Annotated in this window: 23 protein-coding genes; all 23 read left to right on the forward strand. The window is 46.2% G+C overall.

Annotation, left to right across the window (positions count from 1 at the left end; all coding sequences use genetic code 11):
• Window positions 1-330 precede the first annotated feature (330 nt).
• The 23 genes from BLR82_RS12980 to BLR82_RS13095 all read left to right on the forward strand — a co-directional run bounded on the left by BLR82_RS12980 (window position 331) and on the right by BLR82_RS13095 (window position 24,033).
• Window positions 331-573, forward strand: coding sequence for a hypothetical protein (locus BLR82_RS12980; protein WP_074599885.1), 243 nt, complete (start codon window positions 331-333; stop codon window positions 571-573).
• A gap of 140 nt (window positions 574-713) precedes the next feature.
• Window positions 714-1,343 (forward strand): uracil phosphoribosyltransferase, encoded by a 630-nt coding sequence (gene upp, locus BLR82_RS12985; protein ID WP_074599886.1) that lies wholly within the window; start codon window positions 714-716, stop codon window positions 1,341-1,343.
• A gap of 25 nt (window positions 1,344-1,368) precedes the next feature.
• Window positions 1,369-2,514, forward strand: a complete 1,146-nt coding sequence (gene wecB / locus BLR82_RS12990) for a non-hydrolyzing UDP-N-acetylglucosamine 2-epimerase (RefSeq protein ID WP_074599887.1) — start codon at window positions 1,369-1,371, stop codon at window positions 2,512-2,514.
• Window positions 2,515-2,640: 126 nt separating this feature from the next.
• A complete protein-coding gene (locus BLR82_RS12995) occupies window positions 2,641-4,833 on the forward strand; it encodes a S8 family serine peptidase (RefSeq protein ID WP_074599888.1) in 2,193 nt (730 codons plus the stop codon).
• A gap of 845 nt (window positions 4,834-5,678) precedes the next feature.
• A complete protein-coding gene (locus BLR82_RS13000) occupies window positions 5,679-6,047 on the forward strand; it encodes an ATP synthase subunit I (RefSeq protein ID WP_074599889.1) in 369 nt (122 codons plus the stop codon).
• 24 nt (window positions 6,048-6,071) lie between these two features.
• Window positions 6,072-6,797 carry a F0F1 ATP synthase subunit A gene (gene atpB, locus BLR82_RS13005; RefSeq protein WP_074599890.1) on the forward strand — a complete coding sequence of 242 codons (726 nt, stop codon included), beginning with the start codon at window positions 6,072-6,074 and terminating at the stop codon, window positions 6,795-6,797.
• Between the two features lie 172 nt (window positions 6,798-6,969).
• Window positions 6,970-7,176, forward strand: coding sequence for a F0F1 ATP synthase subunit C (gene atpE / locus BLR82_RS13010; protein ID WP_026570770.1), 207 nt, complete (start codon window positions 6,970-6,972; stop codon window positions 7,174-7,176).
• Window positions 7,177-7,369: 193 nt separating this feature from the next.
• On the forward strand, window positions 7,370-7,834 hold the full coding sequence (atpF, locus tag BLR82_RS13015; RefSeq protein WP_425440903.1) for a F0F1 ATP synthase subunit B: 465 nt from the start codon (window positions 7,370-7,372) through the stop codon (window positions 7,832-7,834).
• Window positions 7,831-8,373 carry a F0F1 ATP synthase subunit delta gene (locus BLR82_RS13020; protein ID WP_074599892.1) on the forward strand — a complete coding sequence of 181 codons (543 nt, stop codon included), beginning with the start codon at window positions 7,831-7,833 and terminating at the stop codon, window positions 8,371-8,373. Before atpF ends, BLR82_RS13020 begins: the two co-directional genes overlap by 4 nt.
• A gap of 22 nt (window positions 8,374-8,395) precedes the next feature.
• A complete protein-coding gene (gene atpA, locus BLR82_RS13025) occupies window positions 8,396-9,904 on the forward strand; it encodes a F0F1 ATP synthase subunit alpha (RefSeq protein ID WP_074599893.1) in 1,509 nt (502 codons plus the stop codon).
• 87 nt (window positions 9,905-9,991) lie between these two features.
• Complete coding sequence (gene atpG / locus BLR82_RS13030; RefSeq protein ID WP_074599894.1) at window positions 9,992-10,852, forward strand: ATP synthase F1 subunit gamma; 861 nt, start codon at window positions 9,992-9,994, stop codon at window positions 10,850-10,852.
• Window positions 10,853-10,883: 31 nt separating this feature from the next.
• Complete coding sequence (gene atpD / locus BLR82_RS13035; protein WP_074599895.1) at window positions 10,884-12,296, forward strand: F0F1 ATP synthase subunit beta; 1,413 nt, start codon at window positions 10,884-10,886, stop codon at window positions 12,294-12,296.
• Between the two features lie 114 nt (window positions 12,297-12,410).
• A complete protein-coding gene (locus tag BLR82_RS13040) occupies window positions 12,411-12,812 on the forward strand; it encodes a F0F1 ATP synthase subunit epsilon (RefSeq protein ID WP_139186962.1) in 402 nt (133 codons plus the stop codon).
• A gap of 753 nt (window positions 12,813-13,565) precedes the next feature.
• Window positions 13,566-13,799 carry a DUF1146 family protein gene (locus BLR82_RS13045; protein ID WP_074599896.1) on the forward strand — a complete coding sequence of 78 codons (234 nt, stop codon included), beginning with the start codon at window positions 13,566-13,568 and terminating at the stop codon, window positions 13,797-13,799.
• A 131-nt stretch (window positions 13,800-13,930) separates the two neighbouring features.
• On the forward strand, window positions 13,931-14,644 hold the full coding sequence (locus BLR82_RS13050; protein WP_074599897.1) for a YwmB family TATA-box binding protein: 714 nt from the start codon (window positions 13,931-13,933) through the stop codon (window positions 14,642-14,644).
• Window positions 14,645-14,677: 33 nt separating this feature from the next.
• Window positions 14,678-15,991 (forward strand): UDP-N-acetylglucosamine 1-carboxyvinyltransferase, encoded by a 1,314-nt coding sequence (gene murA / locus BLR82_RS13055; RefSeq protein WP_074599898.1) that lies wholly within the window; start codon window positions 14,678-14,680, stop codon window positions 15,989-15,991.
• Between the two features lie 381 nt (window positions 15,992-16,372).
• Entirely contained in the window at window positions 16,373-17,197 is an 825-nt protein-coding gene (locus tag BLR82_RS13065) for a M55 family metallopeptidase (protein ID WP_074599900.1), read from the forward strand.
• Between the two features lie 10 nt (window positions 17,198-17,207).
• Window positions 17,208-18,140 (forward strand): ABC transporter permease, encoded by a 933-nt coding sequence (locus tag BLR82_RS13070; RefSeq protein WP_074599901.1) that lies wholly within the window; start codon window positions 17,208-17,210, stop codon window positions 18,138-18,140.
• 1 nt (window position 18,141) lies between these two features.
• The gene (locus BLR82_RS13075; RefSeq protein WP_175486808.1) at window positions 18,142-19,095 is read left to right on the forward strand and encodes an ABC transporter permease; all 954 of its coding nucleotides are present in this window, start codon (window positions 18,142-18,144) and stop codon (window positions 19,093-19,095) included.
• Window positions 19,096-19,100: 5 nt separating this feature from the next.
• Window positions 19,101-20,108 carry an ABC transporter ATP-binding protein gene (locus tag BLR82_RS13080; RefSeq protein WP_074599902.1) on the forward strand — a complete coding sequence of 336 codons (1,008 nt, stop codon included), beginning with the start codon at window positions 19,101-19,103 and terminating at the stop codon, window positions 20,106-20,108.
• A gap of 21 nt (window positions 20,109-20,129) precedes the next feature.
• The gene (locus tag BLR82_RS13085; RefSeq protein ID WP_074599903.1) at window positions 20,130-21,791 is read left to right on the forward strand and encodes a peptide ABC transporter substrate-binding protein; all 1,662 of its coding nucleotides are present in this window, start codon (window positions 20,130-20,132) and stop codon (window positions 21,789-21,791) included.
• 192 nt (window positions 21,792-21,983) lie between these two features.
• A complete protein-coding gene (locus tag BLR82_RS13090) occupies window positions 21,984-22,904 on the forward strand; it encodes a S66 peptidase family protein (protein ID WP_074599904.1) in 921 nt (306 codons plus the stop codon).
• 25 nt (window positions 22,905-22,929) lie between these two features.
• The gene (locus tag BLR82_RS13095) at window positions 22,930-24,033 is read left to right on the forward strand and encodes a mandelate racemase/muconate lactonizing enzyme family protein (protein ID WP_074599905.1); all 1,104 of its coding nucleotides are present in this window, start codon (window positions 22,930-22,932) and stop codon (window positions 24,031-24,033) included.

Consider the following 24,033-nt stretch of genomic DNA (forward strand, 5'->3'; position numbering starts at 1 on the left):
GCGGCTTCTGTTAACTAGGGAAAGAAAACCGCTTAACCAAGTGGATCCTCAGCTCATGCTTTTTCGGTTTAGTCTGCGAGCCTTGTCTCCGTGTGGGTGCGTCGATTTTAGAGAGTTTTTTTCCTACTGAATGATGAGGTAACATAGCATTAAAGAATTGGTTATTTCTAATTAGATAACCTAGAGGCTAACAGTTGTTGTCATGAGCATACTTAGAAGTACGGAAGATAATAGACAGAGAACTTCTTCTGCCGTTCCAAAACTTCACGCAGAAAATTAACTTTTAAAAATGACTTGTTTAGGGTATACCCTTGTTAGGAGGGTTATAGCATGAATGAGAAAAACGTTGTATCGATAGGTGGAGTGATTGAAACGGCCGACGGCTACAACTTGCATATCAAAGGATACGACGCTGCGCAGCATCGAGAGTTCAACGATTTATTTACGTTTGATGGGTTTCTGGTTCGTGGCCGGCATATCGATCCTCGTCAGGATCCACTATCGGCTGAATGCAGGCTTGAAATAAAACAAAAAATAATGGAAGTTATCCATGAAAAAGACACTCAACAATAAACGACCCATCATCCAGCGTGATGATGGTTTTTGTATGAAATCGGAAAAACATCGACATGGAATGACATGTTCCCTTGAAAGCTGGCTGTTTTTTCAGTACAATTTTAAGGATGCAAAAATACCAAAGGAGTGATCGGAACGTGGGAAATGTATATGTACTGGATCATCCATTGATTCAACACAAGTTAACCTACATACGTAAGAATAGTACAGGGACAAAAGAATTTCGCGAACTCGTAGATGAAGTTGCCGGATTAATGGCCTTTGAAATCACCAGAGATCTGCCTGTAGAAGAAATTACGATTGATACTCCTGTCACCAAAGCAAAAGCAAAAACGTTGAGCGGAAAGAAAATCGGCCTGGTTCCGATTCTTCGTGCAGGACTCGGAATGGTCGACGGGATCCTTCGTTTAATTCCTGCAGCTAAAGTCGGACACGTAGGCCTATATCGTGATCCGGAAACATTGAAACCAGTAGAATATTACATCAAGCTGCCTTCGGATATCGAAGAACGAGAATTGATCGTCATCGATCCAATGTTGGCCACTGGCGGTTCTGCAAACGATGCGATTCACTCCTTGAAAAAGCGCGGAGCGAAAAATATTAAATTAATGTGCTTGATTGCTGCCCCTGAAGGTGTGGAAGTTATTAAGAAGGAACATCCGGATGTCGATATTTACTTGGCTGCTTTGGATGAAAAACTAGACGAAAAAGGTTACATCGTACCAGGGCTAGGAGATGCAGGTGACCGGTTGTTTGGTACAAAATAAACCCGAAAGGTAAGGAGAAGCGAGCATGACAAAACCGATCAAGGTAATGATGATTTTCGGTACCCGGCCGGAAGCGGTAAAAATGGCGCCGCTTGTCCTGGAACTCAATAAACGCCCTGAGCAATTCGAAACGATTGTGACCGTGACTGCTCAGCACAGGGAAATGCTTGATCAGGTTCTGGATATTTTCGGAATTACACCTGATTTCGATTTGAATATCATGAAATCACGGCAAACGCTGGCTCAAATTACGACCCGGGCACTTGAAGGCCTTGATGATGTAATCAAACAGACCAATCCAGATATTGTACTCGTGCATGGAGACACGACGACAACCTTTGCCGCTTCGTTGGCTGCCTATTATAATCAAACTGCCGTAGGCCACGTAGAGGCAGGGCTTCGGACCTGGAACAAATACTCACCTTATCCGGAAGAAATAAACAGACAGTTGACAGGGGTCATGGCTGACTTGCATTTTTCCCCGACGGAACAGGCGAAACAAAACCTGCTCCAGGAAAACAAGCCGGAAGAGAGGATATTTGTTACAGGGAATACAGCAATCGATGCTTTGAAAACAACGATTGCAGATGATTATAAGAGTCCGACACTCGATGAGCTTAACGGTAAACGGTTAGTGCTGATGACTGCCCACCGACGGGAAAACTTGGGTAGTAATATGCAGCAAATGTTTCGTGCCATCAAGCGGCTCGTCGAAGCGCATGATGACGTTCAGGTTGTCTACCCGGTACACTTGAACCCGGCAGTCAGGGAAACGGCCGTCGAAATACTCGGAAATGATGAGCGAGTAAAACTGATTGAACCGCTCGGTTTGGTCGACTTTCATAATTTCGCGGCCCACGCCCATCTGATTTTAACTGATTCCGGAGGGGTCCAGGAAGAAGCACCATCTCTCGGGGTTCCGGTTCTAGTCCTTCGCGATACCACCGAACGCCCGGAAGGTATCCAGGCTGGAACATTGAAGCTCGCCGGAACGGATGAAGTTAACATCTTTCGTATGGCCAATGAACTACTATCGGACGAAAAAGCCCATGCTCTAATGGCCAAAGCGTCCAATCCATATGGAGATGGACAAGGTTCGGCCAGAATAGCCGAAGCGATTCGTTACTATTTTGGGCAGACGAAAGAGCGGCCAGCACCATTCCAAATTTAAATCAAACGGCACATCCCTGACTCAGATGGTGTGCCGTTTTGTGTAAGCTCTGGTACATGTAACTTTCCATATGCATGATTCTGCATCAACCAACAGATACTAACGGGAAAAAGAGGAGAATCATTCATGGTAAAACATATTGCATGCGCTCTTGTCCTCGCCATTCTGCTGTCTATTATCCCCTCCACAAAACCCTCGGCAGAAACCGAAGAATCCCAGTCCCTCATCGTCGAGGTTGACGGCGATCCTCATGCATACAAGGAATTCATCGAAAAATATCATCCCTTTATAGAAGTCTTGCAGGTGTACGATACCCTTTTTACCGGACTGGCGGTTCGCGGGAAAGCACACCAGCTGGAAAAAATCGAAACAGAAGACTTTGTGCGCAAAAGCTACCCCGTACAGACTTATAAAGCCACTGCTGAAAACAGTGTAGAGTTTTTAAAACAGGGGTCCTTTTTTCAATCGGAGGCCGGGAGCAAGTACACCGGAAGGGGTGTGAAAGTAGGGGTGATCGATACGGGAATCGATTATACACATCCTGACCTGGCTGCAAGCTATCAAGGAGGATTCGATGTTGTCGACCTGGATGATGATCCGATGGAAACCAAGGTAGAGCAAGGGATGCCGACCATACACGGCAGTCATGTAGCTGGTATTATTGCTGCCCGTGGCAACATGTCAGGAGTAGCACCAGACGCCGAGCTCTATGGCTATCGTGCACTCGGTCCAGGCGGAATGGGAACATCGGTACAAGTCATCGCGGCTTTGGAAAAAGCTGTGAAAGATGGCATGGATATTATCAATATGTCGCTTGGAAGCTCGGTGAATGGCCCGGACTGGCCGACAAGTGCTGCGGTCAACCGCGCCATTGACAAAGGGGTATCGGTGGTCGTGGCGAATGGAAACGAAGGACCGGAAAACTGGACAGTTGGATCACCGGCCACGTCGGATAAAGCCATTTCGGTCGGGGCCTCCACGCCCCCTATGACCACCCCCTCTTTGTATGACCAGCTCCACGATAAAAAGATCGATTTGAATTTGTTTATGGGGTCAGTCCCCTGGGAGCTCGAAAAAAAATATCCGATTGTCCACCGGAAACTAGAAAACGGAAAAATCGAGGACGCCAGAGGGAAAATGGTACTGATCGAACGAGGGACAGTCCCCTTTGCCGACAAAGCCCGGGCAGCAGAGAAAGCCGGGGCTGAAGCTGTGGTGATTTATAATAACGAAAAAGGCAGTTTTGTGGGCTCTATAGATGATGGAAAGGAGCCAATAAATATTCCGGTTGCGTCCATTTCACAAGCTGATGGTCAATGGCTTGTGAAAAATGCAGCCGCACAGGAAACCTGGTTGGAAACAAACTATCAGAAGGAGCAGGATTTAATGGCGTCCTTCAGTTCGAGAGGGCCTGTCACTGTCAACTGGGAAATTAAGCCTGAAATTGTGGCGCCCGGGGCAGCCATCACTAGCACTGTACCAGGTGGTTACCAGGAGTTGCAGGGGACAAGTATGGCAGCACCGCATGTTGCTGGTGGCCTTGCTTTGGTGAAACAGGCTCACCCAGATTGGAGTCATGATCAGTTGAAGGGGGCACTGCTGACGACTGCTTTGCCGGTAAACGATGAAAAGGGAAACAGATATGAACCGATTGTACAAGGCATGGGCCGGATGCAGATTGACGCCGCTATTAATACGGAGACAATCCTATATAACCCGCTTCTGTCTTTTGGGAAAATCGATGAGAGAAAACAGAGAGGTACGTATGAACTGGTGGTAGAAAACATTTCTGATCAACCGCAGGAGTTCCGGTTTGATATTCCAAAGCAGGAGCGAGGCTTGAGATGGGAATTGCCAAAGACTGTCACGGTCAAAGCAGGAGAGAAAAAAGAGATACCGGTTACGTTGTCGGTGACAAGCTCCCTGTTGGAGAACGGAATCCATCAAGGCTGGCTGACGCTGCAACGTGAAAAGGGAAAAGAGACGTATCAACTTCCATATTTGTTTCTTGTAAACGAAGCCGAGTACCCAAAAGCGATGGGAATGGAATTTGCTCTAAAGCCATTCACCGATGACCAATATCAGTACCGTATGTACCTCCCGGAAGGGGCGGAAGAATTGACCATCGACCTTTATAACCCGTCTACCCTCCGGTTTGACCGTACCGTCTTGGAACTACAAGACCAACAACCAGGTCTGATTGAAGGCGTATTGGATAAACACGAAATTGGCAAACAAGGCCAATACCTGGCGAACATCATCGTCAAAACCGATAAAGATCACCAATACAATTACCCAACCACCCTGCAAATCGAATAACAACCCGGAGACAGTCAAAACCAGGGGACAGGCCCCCCTTAACAGGAAATTTAAGAACAGACACCTTTTTACAATCACCGGGGCCTGTCCCTCTTTACATGAGCTGCTGGTTAAGGGGCCTGACCCCAAAACGGCTGACAAACGCATGGTTGTCGATAAGAACCCTCAATGGCGGGGTTTTTATCGTACAAGGTGTGTCCCCGTTAGGCGAATAATTTAATGAAACTCCGTAGGGGGTCAGTCCCCATAAGTATCGATACTCGTTGATTTGGTACCTTAGCTTTCTGTGGGGCCTGACCCCAATACCAGACCCCAATACCATGACCTCAATCCTGTCGCCCAGGCTATGTTTCGAATTTCGCGACTCTAAAGAATTGTCACAAATTTGTCGCTTTTGTCTCTATTTTCTTTCTTATATAATAAAGAGGAGTGTACTGGTTAAGAGTGTTCTCGTGGAAGGTTTTCCAAATTTTACTTTCTCCGGGAAACCGATTGACATTGGACTACCCCTATTGTATGCTAATCTAGTGTGGAATGGTAAGGGTTTCATAAGCTTCATTTTTAATAAGCTTATTCCTTGTTTAAAACCTGTATAGCTTGTAACATGAGTACAAACTGACCTGATCAACAGGACAGTTGTAAAAAGTTTTTGCCGGAATCGACAAAATTTTTTTGCACTTTAATCGGTTTGGAAAATCTATCATCTGAATGGAGGATATAACCAAGCTGATTTCCACAAGTTCCGACAATCGTTCAATGGGTTGAATTGGCCTTGAATTGGAGCCGGTACATAAAGAAACATCCATTTAAAATATCTAAGCATCTTCACTACGGGGGAACAAAGCATGCAACAATACGAATATATGATAACCCGTCAACGCAAATGGATGTTCTACCTTCTCGCACTATTGGTACTAGGATCGGCTTTCACTCCGTATCCGCGTATCTTCCTCGGACTTCTCCTTGGAACAGTGATAGGCTTTTACAACCTATGGCTTATGCAAAGAAAGATCCAGCAGTTCGGCAAAGCAGCAGCTGAACAACGTTCTACCAAAGGTATTGGTACCTTTTCCCGATTGGCAGCAGCCGCGGCAGCTGTGCTTATCGCCCTTCAGTTTGAAGAATATTTCCATCTTATTGGTGTGTTAATTGGATTAATGACAGTTTATGTTGTCATTATGATAGATTTTGCAATATTTAGAGTCAAAGATTAGCGCTGGGAAGAGAGGTGAAGAAATTTGGATCATAAAAAACCCTTACTCGAGGACGTTTTTGGAATCTCTTGGCTTGATTTCAATTTGTCCAACGTTTTGATGATCGCGATCGCATCCGCCCTTGTTTTCATCCTTGGGGTCGCCGCATCAAGAAAGCTGCAGATGAAGCCAACCGGTCTCCAAAATTTCATGGAATGGGTCATCGATTTCGTGAAAGGGATTGTTGGAGATACGATGGATTGGAAAACGGGGAAAACATTCCTTCCGTTAGGCCTGACGCTGATCACCTATATTTTTGTCAGCAACCTTCTCGGTGTCGCCTTCATGGCAGTGGACTCAGAGCACCATCTTTGGTGGAAGTCACCGACATCGGATGCAGGCATCACACTGACATTGTCGACCATGGTAATCGTCCTGACACACTACTATGGAATTAAGATGAGGGGTGTGAAGGAATACGGAAAAGATTATTTCCGTCCTTTGCCATTCTTATTCCCGATCAAACTGCTGGAAGAATTCTCGAATACGTTGACGCTTGGTCTTCGTCTTTTCGGTAATATTTATGCAGGGGAAATTCTCTTAGGTTTACTGGCGAGCCTTACCGCTTCTGGTGCGTTGGGATTCTTTGGTGGAGCAATTCCGATGCTGGCATGGCAAGGATTCAGTTTGTTTATTGGAGCCATCCAGGCCTTTATTTTCACTATGTTGACAATGGTTTACATGTCTCACAAAGTGAGCTCGGACCATTAAAAATTATATACTAAGGGTATTCCCGCTGCTTGCTTTATTCAAACAGGCAGAGAGGACCCCGAATCAGTTTTTTGTAAACGGGAAGTTCCGGACAATCCGGACGTCTTACTTATGAAATACTGAAAAATCAGGAATTAACTAAATTCATATATTTTAGAGGAGGATTTTTATTATGGGAGCTTTAGCAGCTGCAATTGCAGTAGGACTAGCCGCACTAGGCGCAGGTATTGGTAACGGTTTGATTGTAAGTCGTACAGTAGAGGGGATCGCTCGTCAGCCAGAATTACGTAGCGCCCTGCAGACAACCATGTTCATTGGTGTCGGTCTAGTTGAGGCGATGCCGATCATCGCGGTAGTAATCGCGCTTATCGTCATGTAACAAAACATTAAGATAAAACTTAAATACATTGGCGAAGTTCATCTATTTGAACTTTCGCCTTTCCTTTACGTTCGAAGAAACTTAGCAATGTTGACGAATAAACCGGTTACCGACGATGAAAGGAGTGAATGCTGTGCAATACACAGGTTGGCTGATCATTAATGCTGGGCCGGGTGGTCTCCTAGTGGGAGACATGATAACCCAGTTGTTTTTCTTTATTGTATTATTGCTCCTCTTGCGCAAGTTTGCATGGGGCCCGTTGATGAATGTCATGAAGCAAAGGGAAGACCATATAGCGAGTGAAATCGAAACGGCAGAAAAGAACCGTGCCGAGGCAGAGCGTGCGTCACGCGAAGCTGCTGAAGAGTTGAAAAACACTCGTCAGGAAGCGCAGACGATTATTGAAGACGCGAAAAAAGCCGGTCAAAAGCAAGAACAGCAAATCATAGAAGCAGCTCGCGAAACAGCGGAGCGCATCAAAATTTCTGCACAGGAAGACATCGAGCAGGAAAAAGAGAAAGCAATCAAAGCATTGCAAGACCAGGTTGCTACCTTGTCCGTGCAAATCGCCAGCAAGGTAATTGAAAAAGAGATCAATGCCCAGGATCAAGAGCAATTGATCAATGAATATCTCAAAGAGGTAGGAGAAGAGCGATGAGTGAAGCAATAGTTGCCAAACGATATGCAGATGCTCTTTTTCAACTGGCAGAAGAAAAAAACGCCGTCGATCAGCTTGAACAGCAGTTTTACATTTTACAAGAAGTGTTCGAAAACAATAAAGAATTACTACCTTTCCTGAAGCATCCAAGGGTTAATAATGAGAAAAAGAAACAACTCATCCGTGAGACGTTTAAGGATTTTTCTTCCGATGTTGTCAATACATTATCATTGCTCGTTGACCGCCATCGCGAAGAACTCATTCCATCCGTAATTAGTCACTTTATCGAATTAGTACATGATGTGAAAGGGATAGCGGAAGCAAGCGTTTATTCTGTTCGGGAATTGTCCGAAGTAGAAAAAGAACAGCTTTCTCAAGTTTTTGCCAAAAAACTTGGTAAAACCGAGTTGAAGATCACCAATATCGTCGATCCGTCGATTCTCGGCGGTGTCAGACTAAAGATTGGCAACACGATCTATGATGGAACCATCAGTGGCAAGCTCGAGCGAATCGAACGGAATATCGTATCCGCGAAATAATTGATGATAGGGGTGAAATGGCATGAGCATTAAAGCTGAAGAAATCAGTGCGCTGATCAAACAGCAAATTGAGAATTATCAATCTGATATAGAAGTCAATGATGTTGGGACAGTAATTGAAATCGGGGACGGGATTGCCCGAGCTCATGGTCTTGACGATGTTATGGCTGGTGAACTTGTCGAGTTCTCCAACGGTGTCATGGGAATGGCGCAAAACCTGGAAGAAAGCAACGTGGGTATCGTCATTTTGGGACCATATCAAGATATCCGTGAGGGAGACGAAGTACGTCGTACCGGGCGTATTATGCAGGTGCCTGTAGGGGAGGAATTACTTGGACGCGTCGTCAATCCACTCGGTCAGCCGGTAGATGGAAAAGGTGCGATCGAAACGGGAAAAACTCGTCCAATCGAATCTCCGGCGCCTGGAGTCATGGATCGTAAATCCGTTCATGAGCCGCTCCAAACGGGAATCAAAGCAATCGATGCCCTTGTACCGATCGGCCGCGGCCAGCGTGAGCTGATCATCGGGGACCGTCAAACAGGTAAAACAACTGTCGCAATCGATGCGATCCTCAATCAGAAGGATCAGGATATGATTTGTATTTATGTAGCCATCGGACAGAAGGATTCGACTGTACGCGGGACTGTCGAAACACTTCGCCGATACGGTGCGTTGGATTATACCATTGTCGTATCTGCTGGTGCATCTGAGCCAGCACCGCTTCTATACCTGGCTCCTTATGCAGGTGTTACCATGGGCGAAGAATTCATGTACAACGGCAAGCATGTACTTGTAGTTTATGATGACTTGTCCAAACAAGCGGCTGCTTATCGTGAACTTTCTCTCTTGCTTCGCCGTCCGCCAGGCCGTGAAGCATTCCCAGGGGATGTTTTCTACTTGCACTCCCGTCTGTTGGAACGTGCTGCCAAGCTAAGTGACGACAAAGGCGCAGGTTCTTTAACCGCATTGCCTTTCGTTGAAACACAGGCCGGAGACATTTCAGCATACATTCCGACAAACGTTATCTCCATCACCGATGGACAAATTTTCTTGCAGTCGGACTTGTTCTTCTCCGGTGTACGTCCGGCGATCAACCCAGGTTTATCAGTATCTCGTGTCGGCGGTTCCGCACAAATCAAGGCGATGAAAAAGGTAGCCGGTACGTTGCGTCTTGACCTGGCATCTTACCGAGAGCTGGAGTCTTTCGCTCAATTCGGATCCGACCTGGATAAAGCCACTCAGGCAAAACTGAATCGTGGTGCACGCACAGTAGAAGTGTTGAAGCAGGGACTGCATAAACCGTTGAAAGTAGAAAACCAGGTTATGATCATTTACGCATTGACCCAAGGATATCTCGATGATATTCCGGTCGAAGATATTACACGCTTCGAAGGTGAGTTCCACGAATGGCTTCGCAACAACAAAGCGGAGTTGCTGAAGACCATCCGCGAAACAGGAAAACTTGCGGAAGCAGAAGATATGAACAATGCTGTCGAAGAATTCAAAAAGAGCTTTGTAGTATCTGCATAAGCTTAGGATACAGAAGGCAAGAGGACGCTCGGAATCAGATACATTCTATTCCGGCGTGAACCTTTGAAGAAAGGGTGGTGAGACAGCGTGGCTTCACTTAGGGATATCCAAACTCGGATAAACTCGACCAAGAAAACGAAGCAAATCACCAACGCGATGCAAATGGTATCTGCTTCGAAAATGAATAAAGCAGAGCAAAATGCAAAATCGTTTGTACCATATAGCGAGAAGATCCAGGAAGTCGTTGCAAGCATTGCTAATGGCGGCGATGTTCCCAAGCATCCGATGCTGCAGGCAAGGGAAGTAAAAAGGACTGCTTATTTTGTCATCACGTCAGACCGCGGTTTGGCGGGGGCATATAACAGCAGTATCCTGCGGACAGTATATCGTGATATTCAGGCAAGGCATCAATCGAAAGATGAGTATATCGTAATTGCGGTTGGCCGTGTGGGAAGAGATTTCTTTGCGAAACGGGATATGCCAATTGCCAGGGAAATCACCGGGCTGGCCGACCAGCCGAATTTTGCTGACATAAAAGATTTGACTTCGGAGACCGTACAGATGTACATCGATGAAGAAATAGATGAGTTGAATATTTATTACAACCATTATGTAAGTGCAATTTCGCAAGAAGTATCGACAACAAAACTGCTGCCTTTGACAAATATTAGTACGGAAGGCAAGCAGCTGAGCAGCTATGAGTATGAACCGAACCAGGAAGAAATCCTTGAAGTACTGTTGCCGCAATATGCGGAAAGCGTGCTTTATGGTGCTTTGCTGGACGGAAAAGCAAGTGAACATGCTGCCCGGATGACTGCTATGCAAAGTGCTACGGACAATGCCAATGATCTGATTGACGATCTTTCGTTGTCTTACAACCGTGCGCGTCAGGCAGCCATCACGCAGGAAATCACGGAAATCGTTGGTGGAGCAGCGGCACAGGAATAAGCTCCATTATAGTAAGTTAGGAGGGAAATCGATGAGCAAAGGACGCGTTACCCAAATCATGGGACCTGTCGTGGACGTTAAATTCGAAAGCGGTCAGCTTCCAGAAATTTATAACGCATTACGCGTGCAATATGCCTCACAAGATGAAAATGAATCCAGCAGCGAACTCGTTTTAGAAGTCGCACTTCACTTGGGCGATGACAGTGTTCGTACGATTGCCATGTCATCGACAGAGGGGGTTCAGCGCGGTACAGAAGTACTAGATACAGGTGCACCGATTTCGGTGCCTGTAGGCGACGTCACTCTCGGCCGGGTTTTCAACGTGCTGGGTGGAAACATCGACTTGGATGAACCATTGGCAGAAGGTGTACGGCACGACCCGATTCACCGCCAATCACCTAAGTTTGAAAACCTTGCGACGGAAACTGAAATCCTGGAAACAGGAATTAAGGTCGTTGATTTGCTTGCTCCATATATCAAAGGTGGTAAAATCGGTTTGTTCGGTGGTGCCGGTGTAGGTAAAACCGTACTGATTCAAGAACTAATCAATAACATCGCCCAGGAGCACGGCGGTATTTCCGTATTCGCCGGTGTAGGGGAACGTACCCGTGAAGGAAACGACTTGTACTATGAAATGAAAGACTCAGGCGTTATCAGTAAAACAGCGATGGTTTTCGGCCAGATGAACGAGCCGCCGGGAGCGCGTATGCGTGTTGCCCTTACCGGTTTGACGATGGCGGAATACTTCCGTGACGAGCAGGGTCAGGACGTATTGTTGTTTATCGACAATATTTTCCGATTCACTCAAGCGGGTTCGGAAGTATCTGCTTTGCTTGGCCGTATGCCTTCAGCCGTTGGTTATCAGCCAACGCTGGCAACAGAGATGGGTCAGTTGCAAGAGCGGATTACATCGACGGATAAAGGATCGGTTACATCCATCCAGGCAATTTACGTGCCTGCCGATGACTATACCGACCCGGCTCCGGCAACAACGTTTGCTCACTTGGATGCAACGACTAACCTGGATCGTAAGTTATCGGAACAGGGTATCTATCCTGCCGTGGACCCATTGGCGTCCACTTCCCGTGCGCTGGACCCAGAGGTTGTCGGGGAAGAGCATTATGAAGTAGCACGTGAGGTACAACGTACGTTACAGCGCTATAAAGAGTTGCAGGATATCATCGCCATCCTTGGTATGGATGAATTGACGGACGAGGACAAGCTGACAGTTGCCCGTGCCCGCCGTATTCAGTTCTTCCTGTCCCAAAACTTCCACGTTGCAGAACAGTTTACTGGTCAGAAAGGCTCCTATGTACCTGTCCAGGAAACCGTAAAAGGCTTCCGGGAAATATTGGACGGAAAATATGATGATATACCAGAGGATGCCTTCCGTTTGGTTGGCCGGATCGAGGAAGTAGTCGAGAAAGCTCAACAAATGGCATAAAGGATAAGGCCGTTCAAGGCTGGGAAAAGCGAATAGCAGCTTTACCGGCCTTCCGGCATTTTTAAAGAAACGGCTGTTGAATGTAGCCATATTCCAGCCCGAGGAGGGGTTTCATTGAAAACACTAATGGTGAGTGTTGTCACTCCTGATGGCCCTGTAATGGAAGATGCTTTCGAAATGGTTAGTTTAAAGGCGGAAAACGGTGAACTCGGTATTTTGCATGGACACATTCCATTGGTTGCCCCGTTATCGATCGGTGCTATCCGTTTGAAAGGACAGGACGATACGAAAAGATTAGCGGTGAATGGCGGATTTGTCGAGGTTCGCCCTGATAAGGTTACAATCTTGGCACAGTCGGCAGAAAAACCGGACGAAATCGATGTGGAACGTGCCCGTAAAGCAAAAGAACGAGCCGAAAGACGCTTGCAGACTAAGCAAGACGATATCGACTTCAGAAGGGCTGAAAATGCGCTTAGACGAGCAATTAACCGTCTGGACGTAGTGGAAAATCGATAGGCACACATAAGAAACGAACGATAAAAGACTTTAATTGCTGTGAAAGCATTAAAGTCTTTTTTATGTTTTGACGATGGGAATTGCAAGTAATACCTGCTTCTAGTGGTATTCCAACCAATTCTCTTTTCTGAGAATGACTGAATCTTGCCTAGAGGCGTACTCCGTTATCTCGAACTGCTATTTCCCTGCCCAAAGACTTTGAATCTCTCCGGTTCTTCTGCTGGAGCCTAGTAGTAAGATTCTTCTAATCTACAAATCCAATGGCATGTATTTGCTGTTGTAAAGAATCACAAAAAAACTACTAAATCACAGCGTGTTCTGTCCTATTACAGTCCTCATGCCTCTATTGCATTTCCTGGTATGATGTTGATCGCATACCCCGATACCAGAAAAATTCACCAAATAACTGACAAATGTTGACTCTTATTCACTCTTCGCCATTATTACACAATAATGGCAGTATATTGTCACAAAAATAAAATGTTACTGTTTCTCTGCATAAAAGGAGAAGTCAGTGTCGATATTCCCCGGGAAATAACAGCAACATTGGTGGAAATCAGACAAAGCCAATCCTTACTTCCTACCCACAAGGCGCCATTTGCACAACTTGTTCGATTTTTACGTTTAGGTAATTTGAAATAAAGGTATTACACTACCAGAAACAAACAATCACCCGTTGACATTTCTTTTTGTCCGTGGCAATGTTTTACTAGTAAACAAACGAAGCGAACAAAAAGAAAAGGTGTGATCCAAATGATGCAATCACTTGGCCAAGAAGCGCTCATCAGTATGATTTCTCACTTGATTTTTATCATTATCACGTGGAGGATACTACAAGGCATTAATTTAGAACCTCTTATTAAAAAAGGACGCGTAATGGAAGCGAATATTTTATTGATTTTTATTACAATTGCAATTGGCACGACTGTCAGCAGGTTCTTTTTGGACTTCTTGCAATGGTCTCAGCAGCTAATTTTTCTTTTTTGATGGATAGCTTATGAAAACGTGAATATGAATGTCAAAACATGACGAGAAAAGAACCGTATTTTTTTTGCTCTCCAGTCAATACTTGTGAAAGAGTCCAAGCACTAATTCATAAGCTGAGGGAGAGAATATAAATGAAAATCCGGTTCCTTCTCGTAATAACATTGGGAATTATCGTTTCATTGCAATCATTCGTTCATGCATCCACACAAAAAGAACCAATTGAGCAATTAATCCAGTCGGCGGAACAAGAGCAAATCCCGCTGAAAAAATGGCAGGTAGTCATGAAAGATGAACTGGACAGGAACCGTGCGTCAGAGATTGCTAGAAAACTAGAAAGCTATTTCCCTGCGTCCCATATTAATAGAGAGGAAACGAGCCAGGCAGAAAAATGGACTGCCAGCAACCTCCACAAAAAAACGCAATCAACCGAAACTTTTATCATGATTGTGCCTAAAAATGAACAAGGTAGTATTCAAGTAAGCTATTCACTTATGGGTGAAAGGTGGAATGAACAGACAAGGTCTTATTACTTTTCTCGATCAAAGAGTATGACTAAAGTATTATTTACTACAAATGTAAAAAAATTTGCTTGTCTGACACTAGCGTCAAATGATAAAATGAATAAGGTTTATTTTTTTGAAAAATTTGTAGAAAAATTAAATGTTCAAGCACTAGATCGCATACAGGAAAAAGATTTCACCGTTCTGTCGGGGTATACTCCTTACTGGGAACAAACTATCCCCGGCAAGGACAGCCTAATGAATATCCAACTGGCTGCTCGGGAAGATGCGAGTGGCAATACTACCATGACAATAGGAACACCTATCATAATTACTGAATATTAATATAGTGAAATTGGACGCAGAGGAGAATGAGCAGTGGAAAAAATCATCGTCCGTGGTGGGAGGCAGCTTAATGGTACCGTCAAAGTTGAAGGTGCCAAAAATGCCGTACTGCCTGTCATCGCAGCAAGTATAATTGCAAGCGAAGGAACCAGCACGATTCATGAAGTACCCGCACTAGCAGATGTTAACACGATAAAAGAAGTACTAAGCAATATGAATGCAGATATCAGCATTTCAAATAATACCGTATCAGTAGACGCAACTAAACCGCTTAAGACGGAAGCTCCATTTGAATTTGTCAGAAAAATGAGAGCCTCTGTCCTTGTATTAGGACCGCTTTTGGCCAGGTATGGCCATGCGAAAGTAGCGATGCCAGGGGGCTGTGCCATTGGTTCCCGGCCGATTGACTTGCATTTAAAAGGCTTTGAAGCAATGGGGGCAAATGTCCATGTAGGCAATGGCTTCGTTGAAGTCAGCTCACAAGGCAGGTTGCAAGGTGCGAAAATTTATTTGGATGTGCCAAGCGTCGGAGCTACAGAGAATATCATGATGGCTGCAGCACTTGCGGAAGGAAAAACCATCTTAGAAAACTGTGCCAAAGAGCCGGAAATTGTCGATCTTGCTAATTTCCTTAATAAAATGGGTGCCAAAGTAATCGGTGCCGGAACGGAAACCATCCGGATCGAAGGGGTTTCCACCTTGCATGGGGTCGAGCATACCATCATTCCTGATCGTATAGAAGCAGGAACGTTTATGGTTGGCGCAGCAATTACCGGTGGTAACGTATTAGTGAAAGGTGCAGAAGCAGACCATTTGCGTTCATTGGTTTCTAAAATGGAAGAAATGGGTGTATATATTAGAGAGGAAGAAGACGGTCTGCGTGTCATCGGCCCGGAAAAACTGAAGGCCACTGACATTAAGACACTTCCGCATCCAGGTTTTCCGACAGACATGCAATCGCAAATGATGGCTCTGATGTTAAGAGCAGAAGGTACTAGCGTAATCACGGAAACAGTATTTGAGAACCGGTTCATGCACGTAGAAGAATTCCGCCGCATGAACGCGAAATTGAAGATTGAAGGCAGAAGCGTCATAGTGGAAGGACCTGTAGACTTGCAGGGAGCAGAAGTAGCTGCCACCGATTTAAGAGCAGGTGCCGCACTCATATTGGCCGGTCTGACTGCCGAAGGCTATACACGAGTAACAGAATTGAAGCATATCGACCGAGGATATGTTAATCTTGCTGAAAAATTTGCTTCTCTGGGAGCAGATATTGAACGAGTCAATGACGACGGCGAAGTGATTGTCAGTGCCGCTCAACAGCATCAAACCTCTGTATCATCCTAAGTAATAGAATGAAAGAGCAATCCTAAAAGGAACTGCTGTGTTGTTCCCTGAACAAATTCCAGCGGGCTGTCCGGACAGGATGGCTCTTTTTTTGTGTCCGGAAAGGACGAACATTTTACATAGAGGAGTGATAACGTGGTGGTATTACCGTGGAAATAAATCTTTTGCAAGAACATATAGCAAAAACATAATTTCTCTTTAATCCCGCAGTCTCCATTTCCTTTTAATCTCAACCTTCTTCTGGTACCTCTCGCAAGATAAACAAACATGGCAACCGCCTAGACGAAAGAGTTGTTTAAATTTTTTTAAAATTGTGTTAAAATATGTCTATGAAAGGATAACCATTTCTATGCTTTTACACCAAAAGAAGGAGCAGGGTATATGAAACTTTTCTTATCAGTAGATATGGAAGGAATAACCGGATTGCCGGATCAAACCTTCGTTGACTCAGACAAGCACAATTACGAACGTGCCCGAAAAATCATGACAGAAGAAGCCAACCATGTAATCGAAGCTGCAAGTGAATTTGGCTGTGACGAAATACTAGTCAATGACAGCCACTCCAAAATGAACAACCTCTTAATCGACGCAATCCATCCAGAAGCTTCACTCATCACAGGCGATGTAAAACCCTTTTCTATGGTGCAAAATTTAGATGACAGTTACATAGGAGCAATGTTTCTCGGCTACCATGCCCGTGCCGGTCAAAGAGGCGTGATGTCTCATTCGATGACATTTGGAGTCCGCAACTTTTTCATCAACGAACAGGTTGTCGGCGAACTCGGTTTCAATGCATATGTAGCGGGATACTTTGGTGTACCAGTGTTAATGGTAGCTGGCGATGACTGCGCATGTCAGGAAGCAGAGCAGCTTATTCCAAACATTATCACAGCTCCGGTAAAAACCACTATTTCCCGGTCTGCGGTCAAAACCCTTTCTCCGAAAAGGGCGGGAGAGCTTCTGCAAAGGCAGGCGAGTGCTGCGCTGGAAAACCGACAAAATGTCAAACCGCTCACCCCGCCGGACAATCCGGTGCTGCGGATTGAATTCACCAATTATGGTCAGGCGGAATGGGCCAATTTGATGCCCGGGACAGAAATCGAACCTGGGAGTCCAACCGTCAGATTCCCTGCCAAAAACATACTTGAGGCGTATCAGGCAATGCTGGTCATGACCGAACTGGCTATGCGCACGACGTTCAGTTAGGAGGGAAGCCATGCTGCGATACATAGCTAAACGTTTTTTGATCATGCTGGTCACTATTTTAATCATCGTCACCTTAACGTTTATTTTGATGCATGCGATTCCCGGATCACCGTTCAACCAGGAGAGGGGGACGAGTGAAGCGGTACAGGCCAATCTGGAGGCGCACTACCATCTGGATGAACCGATGTATATCCAATATCTTCTCTACTTAAAATCGATTGTCACGTTTGATTTCGGGCCGTCGATCAAACAACCGACTTCAACGGTCAATGATTTGCTTGGACGCGGATTCCCGATTTCCCTGGAACTAGGGTTGGTATCCGTGATCGTGGCAATCATTTCGGGAATATTGCTCGGAATCATCGCAGCTCTCCGTCATAACAAGATCATCGACTACGCTGCCATGGCGATTGCCGTGCTCGGAATCTCGATTCCCAATTTTATTTTGGCCACTCAGTTGATTCAATCGTTTGCCGTTACGTGGCAAATCCTCCCGGCGGCCACCTGGAGCAGCCCGAAGCACATGATTCTTCCGGTAATCGCGTTGGCAACTGGACCAATGGCCATCATCGCCCGGTTGACAAGGTCGAGCATGCTCGAAGTGCTCACGCAGGATTATATCAAAATGGCCAGAGCGAAGGGGTTGTCACCGTATAAAATCGTCTTTAAGCATGCCTTGAAAAATGCCTTAATGCCCGTCGTGACGATATTGGGTACCTTGCTGGCGGGGATTTTAACGGGAACCTTTGTCTTGGAGAAAATTTTCGCGATTCCCGGAATGGGCAAGTATTTTGTCGAAAGCATTAATAATCGGGACTACCCGGTAATTATGGGGACAACCGTATTTTACAGTGCCTTCCTGATCGTCATGCTATTCCTCGTGGATATTGCTTACGGTATTTTGGATCCAAGAATCAAATTGCATAAAAAGGAGGCGGAATGACATGAGTCTGGCGGAAAAACAAAAGGAACCCCAGTCTAATGGTATTCCGGACGAATGGTTCCGCCCGCTTGATAGAAGCGAGCAAGATGCAGAAAAGGTCTCCCGGCCGTCGCTGTCCTACTGGGGTGATGCCTGGCAGCGTCTCGTTAAAAACAAGCTTGCTATGGCAGGATTGATCTTTTTAATTCTTCTGGCGCTGCTGGCGATTTTCGGGCCAATTTTTTCCCCATATTCTGTGAGGGAAATCAATCCTCCTAATCAGAATATGGCTCCATCCGCCGAGCACTGGTTCGGTACAGATGAGTTAGGCCGCGATGTCTTTACGAGAACCTGGTATGGAGCACGGATATCCTTGTTTGTCGGACTGATGGCAGCATTGATCGATTTCTTCATTGGAGTCGTTTATGGCGGTATCTCAGGCTACAAAGGCGGTCGGGCCGATAACATCATGATGCGAATCATTGAAATTCTTTACGGTTTGCCATATCTGCTCGTCGTCATTTTGCTGCTTGTTGTTATGGGACCGAGTCTGGCTACGATTATCGTCGCACTTAGTGTTACTGGATGGGTCGGAATGGCCCGGATCGTCAGGGGGCAGGTGCTGCAACTGAAAAATCACGAGTTCGTACTCGCCTCCCAGTCGTTTGGAGCTAAATCATGGCGGATTATCCGCAAGAACCTATTGCCTAACACAATGGGACCGATCATTGTCCAGATGACGTTGACCGTGCCGACGGCCATATTTGCAGAAGCGTTTTTAAGCTTTTTAGGACTCGGAATTCAGGCGCCGTATGCCAGTTGGGGAGTGATGGCGAATGATGCCCTGTCCACCATTCTGTCAGGAGACTGGTGGCGCCTGTTCTTTCCGGCATTATTTATCTCATTGACGATGTTTGCTTTTAATGTGTTAGGAGACGGACTTCAGGATGCCCTGGATCCGAAACTCAGGGAGTGACAACAATGGAAAAAATACTAGAGGTAAAAGACTTGCACGTAACCTTCAAAACATACGGTGGGGAAGTACAGGCGGTCCGGGGTGTCAATTTCGATCTGAAAAAAGGGGAGACCTTGGCCATTGTCGGCGAATCTGGTTGTGGAAAAAGTGTAACATCCAATAGCATCATGCGCTTGATTCCTACACCTCCTGGAAGAATTGCGAATGGCTCGATTGTCTACAAGGGCCGCGATTTGACAACTGTAAATGAAAAGGAGATGCGGAAAATACGCGGAGTCGATATTTCGATGATTTTTCAGGATCCCATGACGGCGCTTAATCCCACCTTAACCATCGGCGACCAGCTAACCGAAGGATTGAAACAGCATAAGGATATATCTGGACGGGAAGCAAAAAAGAAAGCCCTGGAAATGATGGACCTGGTCGGCATCCCTAGTCCAGAGGAGCGTCTGAAACAATATCCGCACCAGTTCAGCGGAGGCATGCGTCAGCGGGTAGTGATTGCGATGGCGCTGATTTGCGATCCGGATTTACTGATAGCAGATGAACCGACCACCGCGCTTGATGTTACAATACAGGCGCAAATTTTGGAGTTGTTCGGAAAAATTCAGGAACGGACAGGTGTTTCGATTATTTTGATCACCCATGACTTAGGGGTCGTTGCCAAAATCGCCGACCGGATTGCTGTCATGTACGCAGGCAAAATCATCGAAGTCGGAACCAAGCGGGAGATATTTTATGAATCGCAGCATCCTTATACAAAAGGGTTGCTAAACTCTGTTCCACGATTGGACATAGAAGAAGATGATCTCATTCCGATTGACGGAACACCACCTGATTTATTCTCACCTCCACAAGGATGCCCGTTTACAGCTAGGTGTCCGTTTGCAATGGAGGTGTGTGATAAAGTGTATCCCGATTCAGCATCATGCAGCAACACCCATGAAGTGGACTGCTGGCTGCAGGATCGCAGGGCACAACTTGTCTCTCCTATGGCAGGGACGAAAAAGTAACCAACAAAAAGGGGGATTTACATGAAGAAGGGTTTGGCGTTTTTATTTATTTTGCTGGCCGTGTTCGTTTTGGCAGCATGTACTGCCAACGAAAGTGCCGGTGAAGAAGACCAGGATACTGGAGATCAGACAGAGGCGACAGACGAAGGAACCAGTGATGAAGCAGATAATGGCGGAAACAAGGTTCTTCGTTTAAACAATGGGGTAGAGCCGACCTCCTTCGATCCGCCGGAAGGGTTCGACGCAGCCTCCTGGCAGTCTTTAAACAATTTGATGGAAGGACTCACCCGATTGGGGCAGGACCACCAGCCTGAAGCGGCAACAGCGGAATCTTGGGATATCTCGGATGATGGATTGGAATATACCTTCCATATCCGGGACAATGCCAAGTGGTCGAATGGCGACGATGTGACCGCCGACGACTTTGTTTATGCATGGACACGGCTGCTTGATCCGGAGGAAGGATTTTCGTCCGCATTTCTCGGCTACTTTATTAAAGGCGGGGAAGCTTTCAACAGCGGGGAAGGCAGCGCTGATGACCTAGGTTTGGAAGCAGTGGACGAGAAGACATTCAAGGTGACGCTGGAAGCACCGACAGGCTTTTTCCTTAATGTAATTTCCAACCCGGCATTTTTCCCGGTCAATAAGGCGGTAGCGGAAGAAAATCCGGAATGGTATGCAGAAGCGGACACATTTGTCGCTAACGGGCCGTTCAAGTTGAGTGAGTGGAACCATGACAGCGACTTTACCATGGTGAAGAACGACCAGTATTGGGATAAAGATACCGTCAAACTTGATGAAGTCCATTGGGCGATGGTAAATGAAGTAAACACGGAATACCAAATGTTTCAAAGCGGCGACTTGGATACTTCGGAAATACCGGCTGATTTAGCTGAAGACTTACTCGACAGCGACCAGGTAGTCATTGACCCGCAGGCAGGCACACAATTCTATCGGTTCAATGTTAACAAGGAGCCGTTTCAAAATGTGAAAATCCGTAAAGCGCTGGCCATGGCGGTCAATCAGGATGAGATCGTTGAATATGTAACGAAAAAGGGGGAAAAACCAGCTCGCGGTTTTGTCTCTTACGGATTTGAAGATCCTTCCGGCAATGATTTCCGCGAAACGAACGGTGACTTGGTGGAATACGATCCGGAACAAGCGAAAGAGCTGTTGAAAGAAGGAATGGAAGAAGAAGGGTATGACGAATTGCCGCCGATTACACTTACTTATAACACTAGCGATGACAATAAGAAAATAGCAGAAACGGTCCAACAGCGTTTTCAGCAGGACCTTGGAATTGAAATCACTTTGGAAAACGCTGAATGGAACGTATTCCTCCAGGACCAGAAGGATCTGAAACACCAGCTTTCCCGCAGCTCCTTCCTGGCTGACTATGGCGACCCGATCAACTTCCTGGAAAGCTTTGTCACAGACTCTTCCATGAACCGGACCGGTTGGTCGAATCAAGAATATGACGATTTGATTGCCCAGGCTAAAGAGGAAGCAGACGAAGAAAAACGTTGGGAATTGATGTACAATGCGGAAAAAGTATTGTTTGAAGAAATGCCGATCGTACCGGTCAATTTCTACAACCAAGTGTTCTTGCATAAAGATAATGTATCCGGAATCGTCCGTCATCCTGTAGGTTATATGGAATTGAAGTGGGCTGACAAAAACTAAACGGATAACCTTATAGCAAGTGGAAATTTGGCTCTATACTGCCCGGCCTGGAAAAAGGGATTCACCATCCGCCAGGCGGGCGGTATGAGCCTTTTCTTACAATAAGGTAAGGAATGGTTGACCACAACCATATGGTGTCCTGCTGCAGGGGAAGGCAGCTGTGGTGCCAGCCGAATGGAAGAGGGGGAAGTCATGAAGTTACCGAATCGTTTGAAGGCAGGAGATACTGTTGGCCTGATCGCTCCGGCCAGTCCACCTAATCCGGCCAACCTTGAAAAAGGTATCGCGTTCATTGAATCACTGGGGTTGAACGTGAAAACAGGAAAACACAGCAACGATGTTTACGGTTATCTTGCAGGGACAGATGCGGATCGCCTGGCAGACTTACATGCGATGTTCAGAGACCCGCATATAGCCGGGATTATTTGCATTTGCGGAGGCTATGGCACAGGTAGAATCGCCGACAAAATCGATTATCAGCTAATCGCCGCCAATCCCAAAGTATTCTGGGGCTATAGCGATATTACTTTTTTACATACAACATTCCAGCAAAGGTCCGGATTGGTTACCTTTCATGGACCGATGGTCAGCTCGGACATCGGGGAAGCGGGTTTTGCCTCCCTCTCCCGGAAAATGTTCAACCAGCTATTTGAACCAACAAAAATTTTGTATTCAGAGAAAATCTCCCCGCTCGAAGCCATTGCAGAAGGAGAAGCCCAGGGTGAGCTTACAGGAGGCAATCTAAGTCTGCTTTGCAGTACGTTAGGTACCCCCTATGAAATCGATACGGAAGGGAAGCTACTGCTGATCGAGGATGTCGACGAGGAACCATACCGGATTGACGGCATGCTCAACCAGTTGCGAATGGCTGGAAAATTGGAGCAGGCGGCCGGCATCGTGGTCGGTGATTTCAAAAATGCTGTACCAAAGAAACGGAAAAGCTCCTTAACGCTTGAACAAGTACTGAATGGCTATTTAGCTGATCTGGATGCACCTGTCGTAAAAGGATTTAAAATTGGCCATTGTCAGCCTCATGTGGCAGTCCCGTTAGGTGCCGAGGCACATTTATCTGCCAGCAAAAAAACGCTGGTCATCGAGCCGGGAGTGCGCTGAATTTGGGAATGGAGGGAAAAACCAAATGAATATACAATCGATCGAGACGGCAAACGTTGCCGTTCCCTTGAAGAAGCCGTTTAAGACAGCGTTAAGAACCGTTACAGTGGCTGAATCTGTCTATGTCAAAGTGATATGTTCGGACGGCACGACGGGGTGGGGGGAAGCACCGCCTACCCATGTGATTACCGGAGATAGCCTGGCTGGCATCAAGTATGCCGTCGAAGAAGTCATCGCACCAGCACTTATCGGCAAGTCGCTGTTGGCCATAGAAGATGTTTTTCAAACGCTTGATCAATGTATGGTAGGAAATACGAGTGCGAAAGCTGCCATCGATATGGCAGTCTATGATTGTTTTTCTCAACACTGCGGTCTGCCGCTTTATCAATTGCTCGGCGGATACCGTAATCAATTGGAAACGGACTATACGGTCAGCGTTAATACACCGGAAGAAATGGCAGAAGACGCCGTTCAGTATGTAGAGCAAGGTTTCAGCTGTCTGAAGGTAAAAGTCGGAAAGGATGACATCGAAACAGACATTCGGCGAATCCAATCCATCCGCAGTCATGTCGGAGATCGTATCCTCATCAGGCTCGATGCCAATCAGGGATGGGGTGCAAAGGAAGCCGTCAAAGCAATACGGAAAATGGAAGACGGCGGCCTTGATATTGAATTGGTCGAACAGCCAGTGAAAGCAGGAGATACGGCTGGATTGAAGTTCGTTACCGACCATGTGGAAACGCCCATTATGGCAGATGAAAGTGTTTTTTCCCCGGAAGATGCCAGGAAAGTACTGGAGACACGCAGTGCCGACCTGATTAACATCAAACTGATGAAGGCAGGCGGCATCCATAACGGTTTGAAAATTGCCAAGCTGGCAGCGTCCTTTGGGATGGAATGTATGATCGGCAGTATGATTGAAACAAAATTGGGTATTACGGCGGCGGCTCATCTGGCGGCAAGCCAGCCGAATATAACCCGATTTGATTTTGATGCCCCTTTGATGCTGGCACAGGATGCCATTACGGGAGGAATCGACTATGATGGGGAAATCATTCGATTCCCAGCGGAGACAGGGTTGGGCATTCAACTGGTAAACATGACAGCAGAGAGCGAGGAGGTACAATGA

The sequence above is a fragment of the Sediminibacillus halophilus genome (genome assembly GCF_900103695.1).
GTDB lineage: Bacteria > Bacillota > Bacilli > Bacillales > Amphibacillaceae > Sediminibacillus > Sediminibacillus halophilus.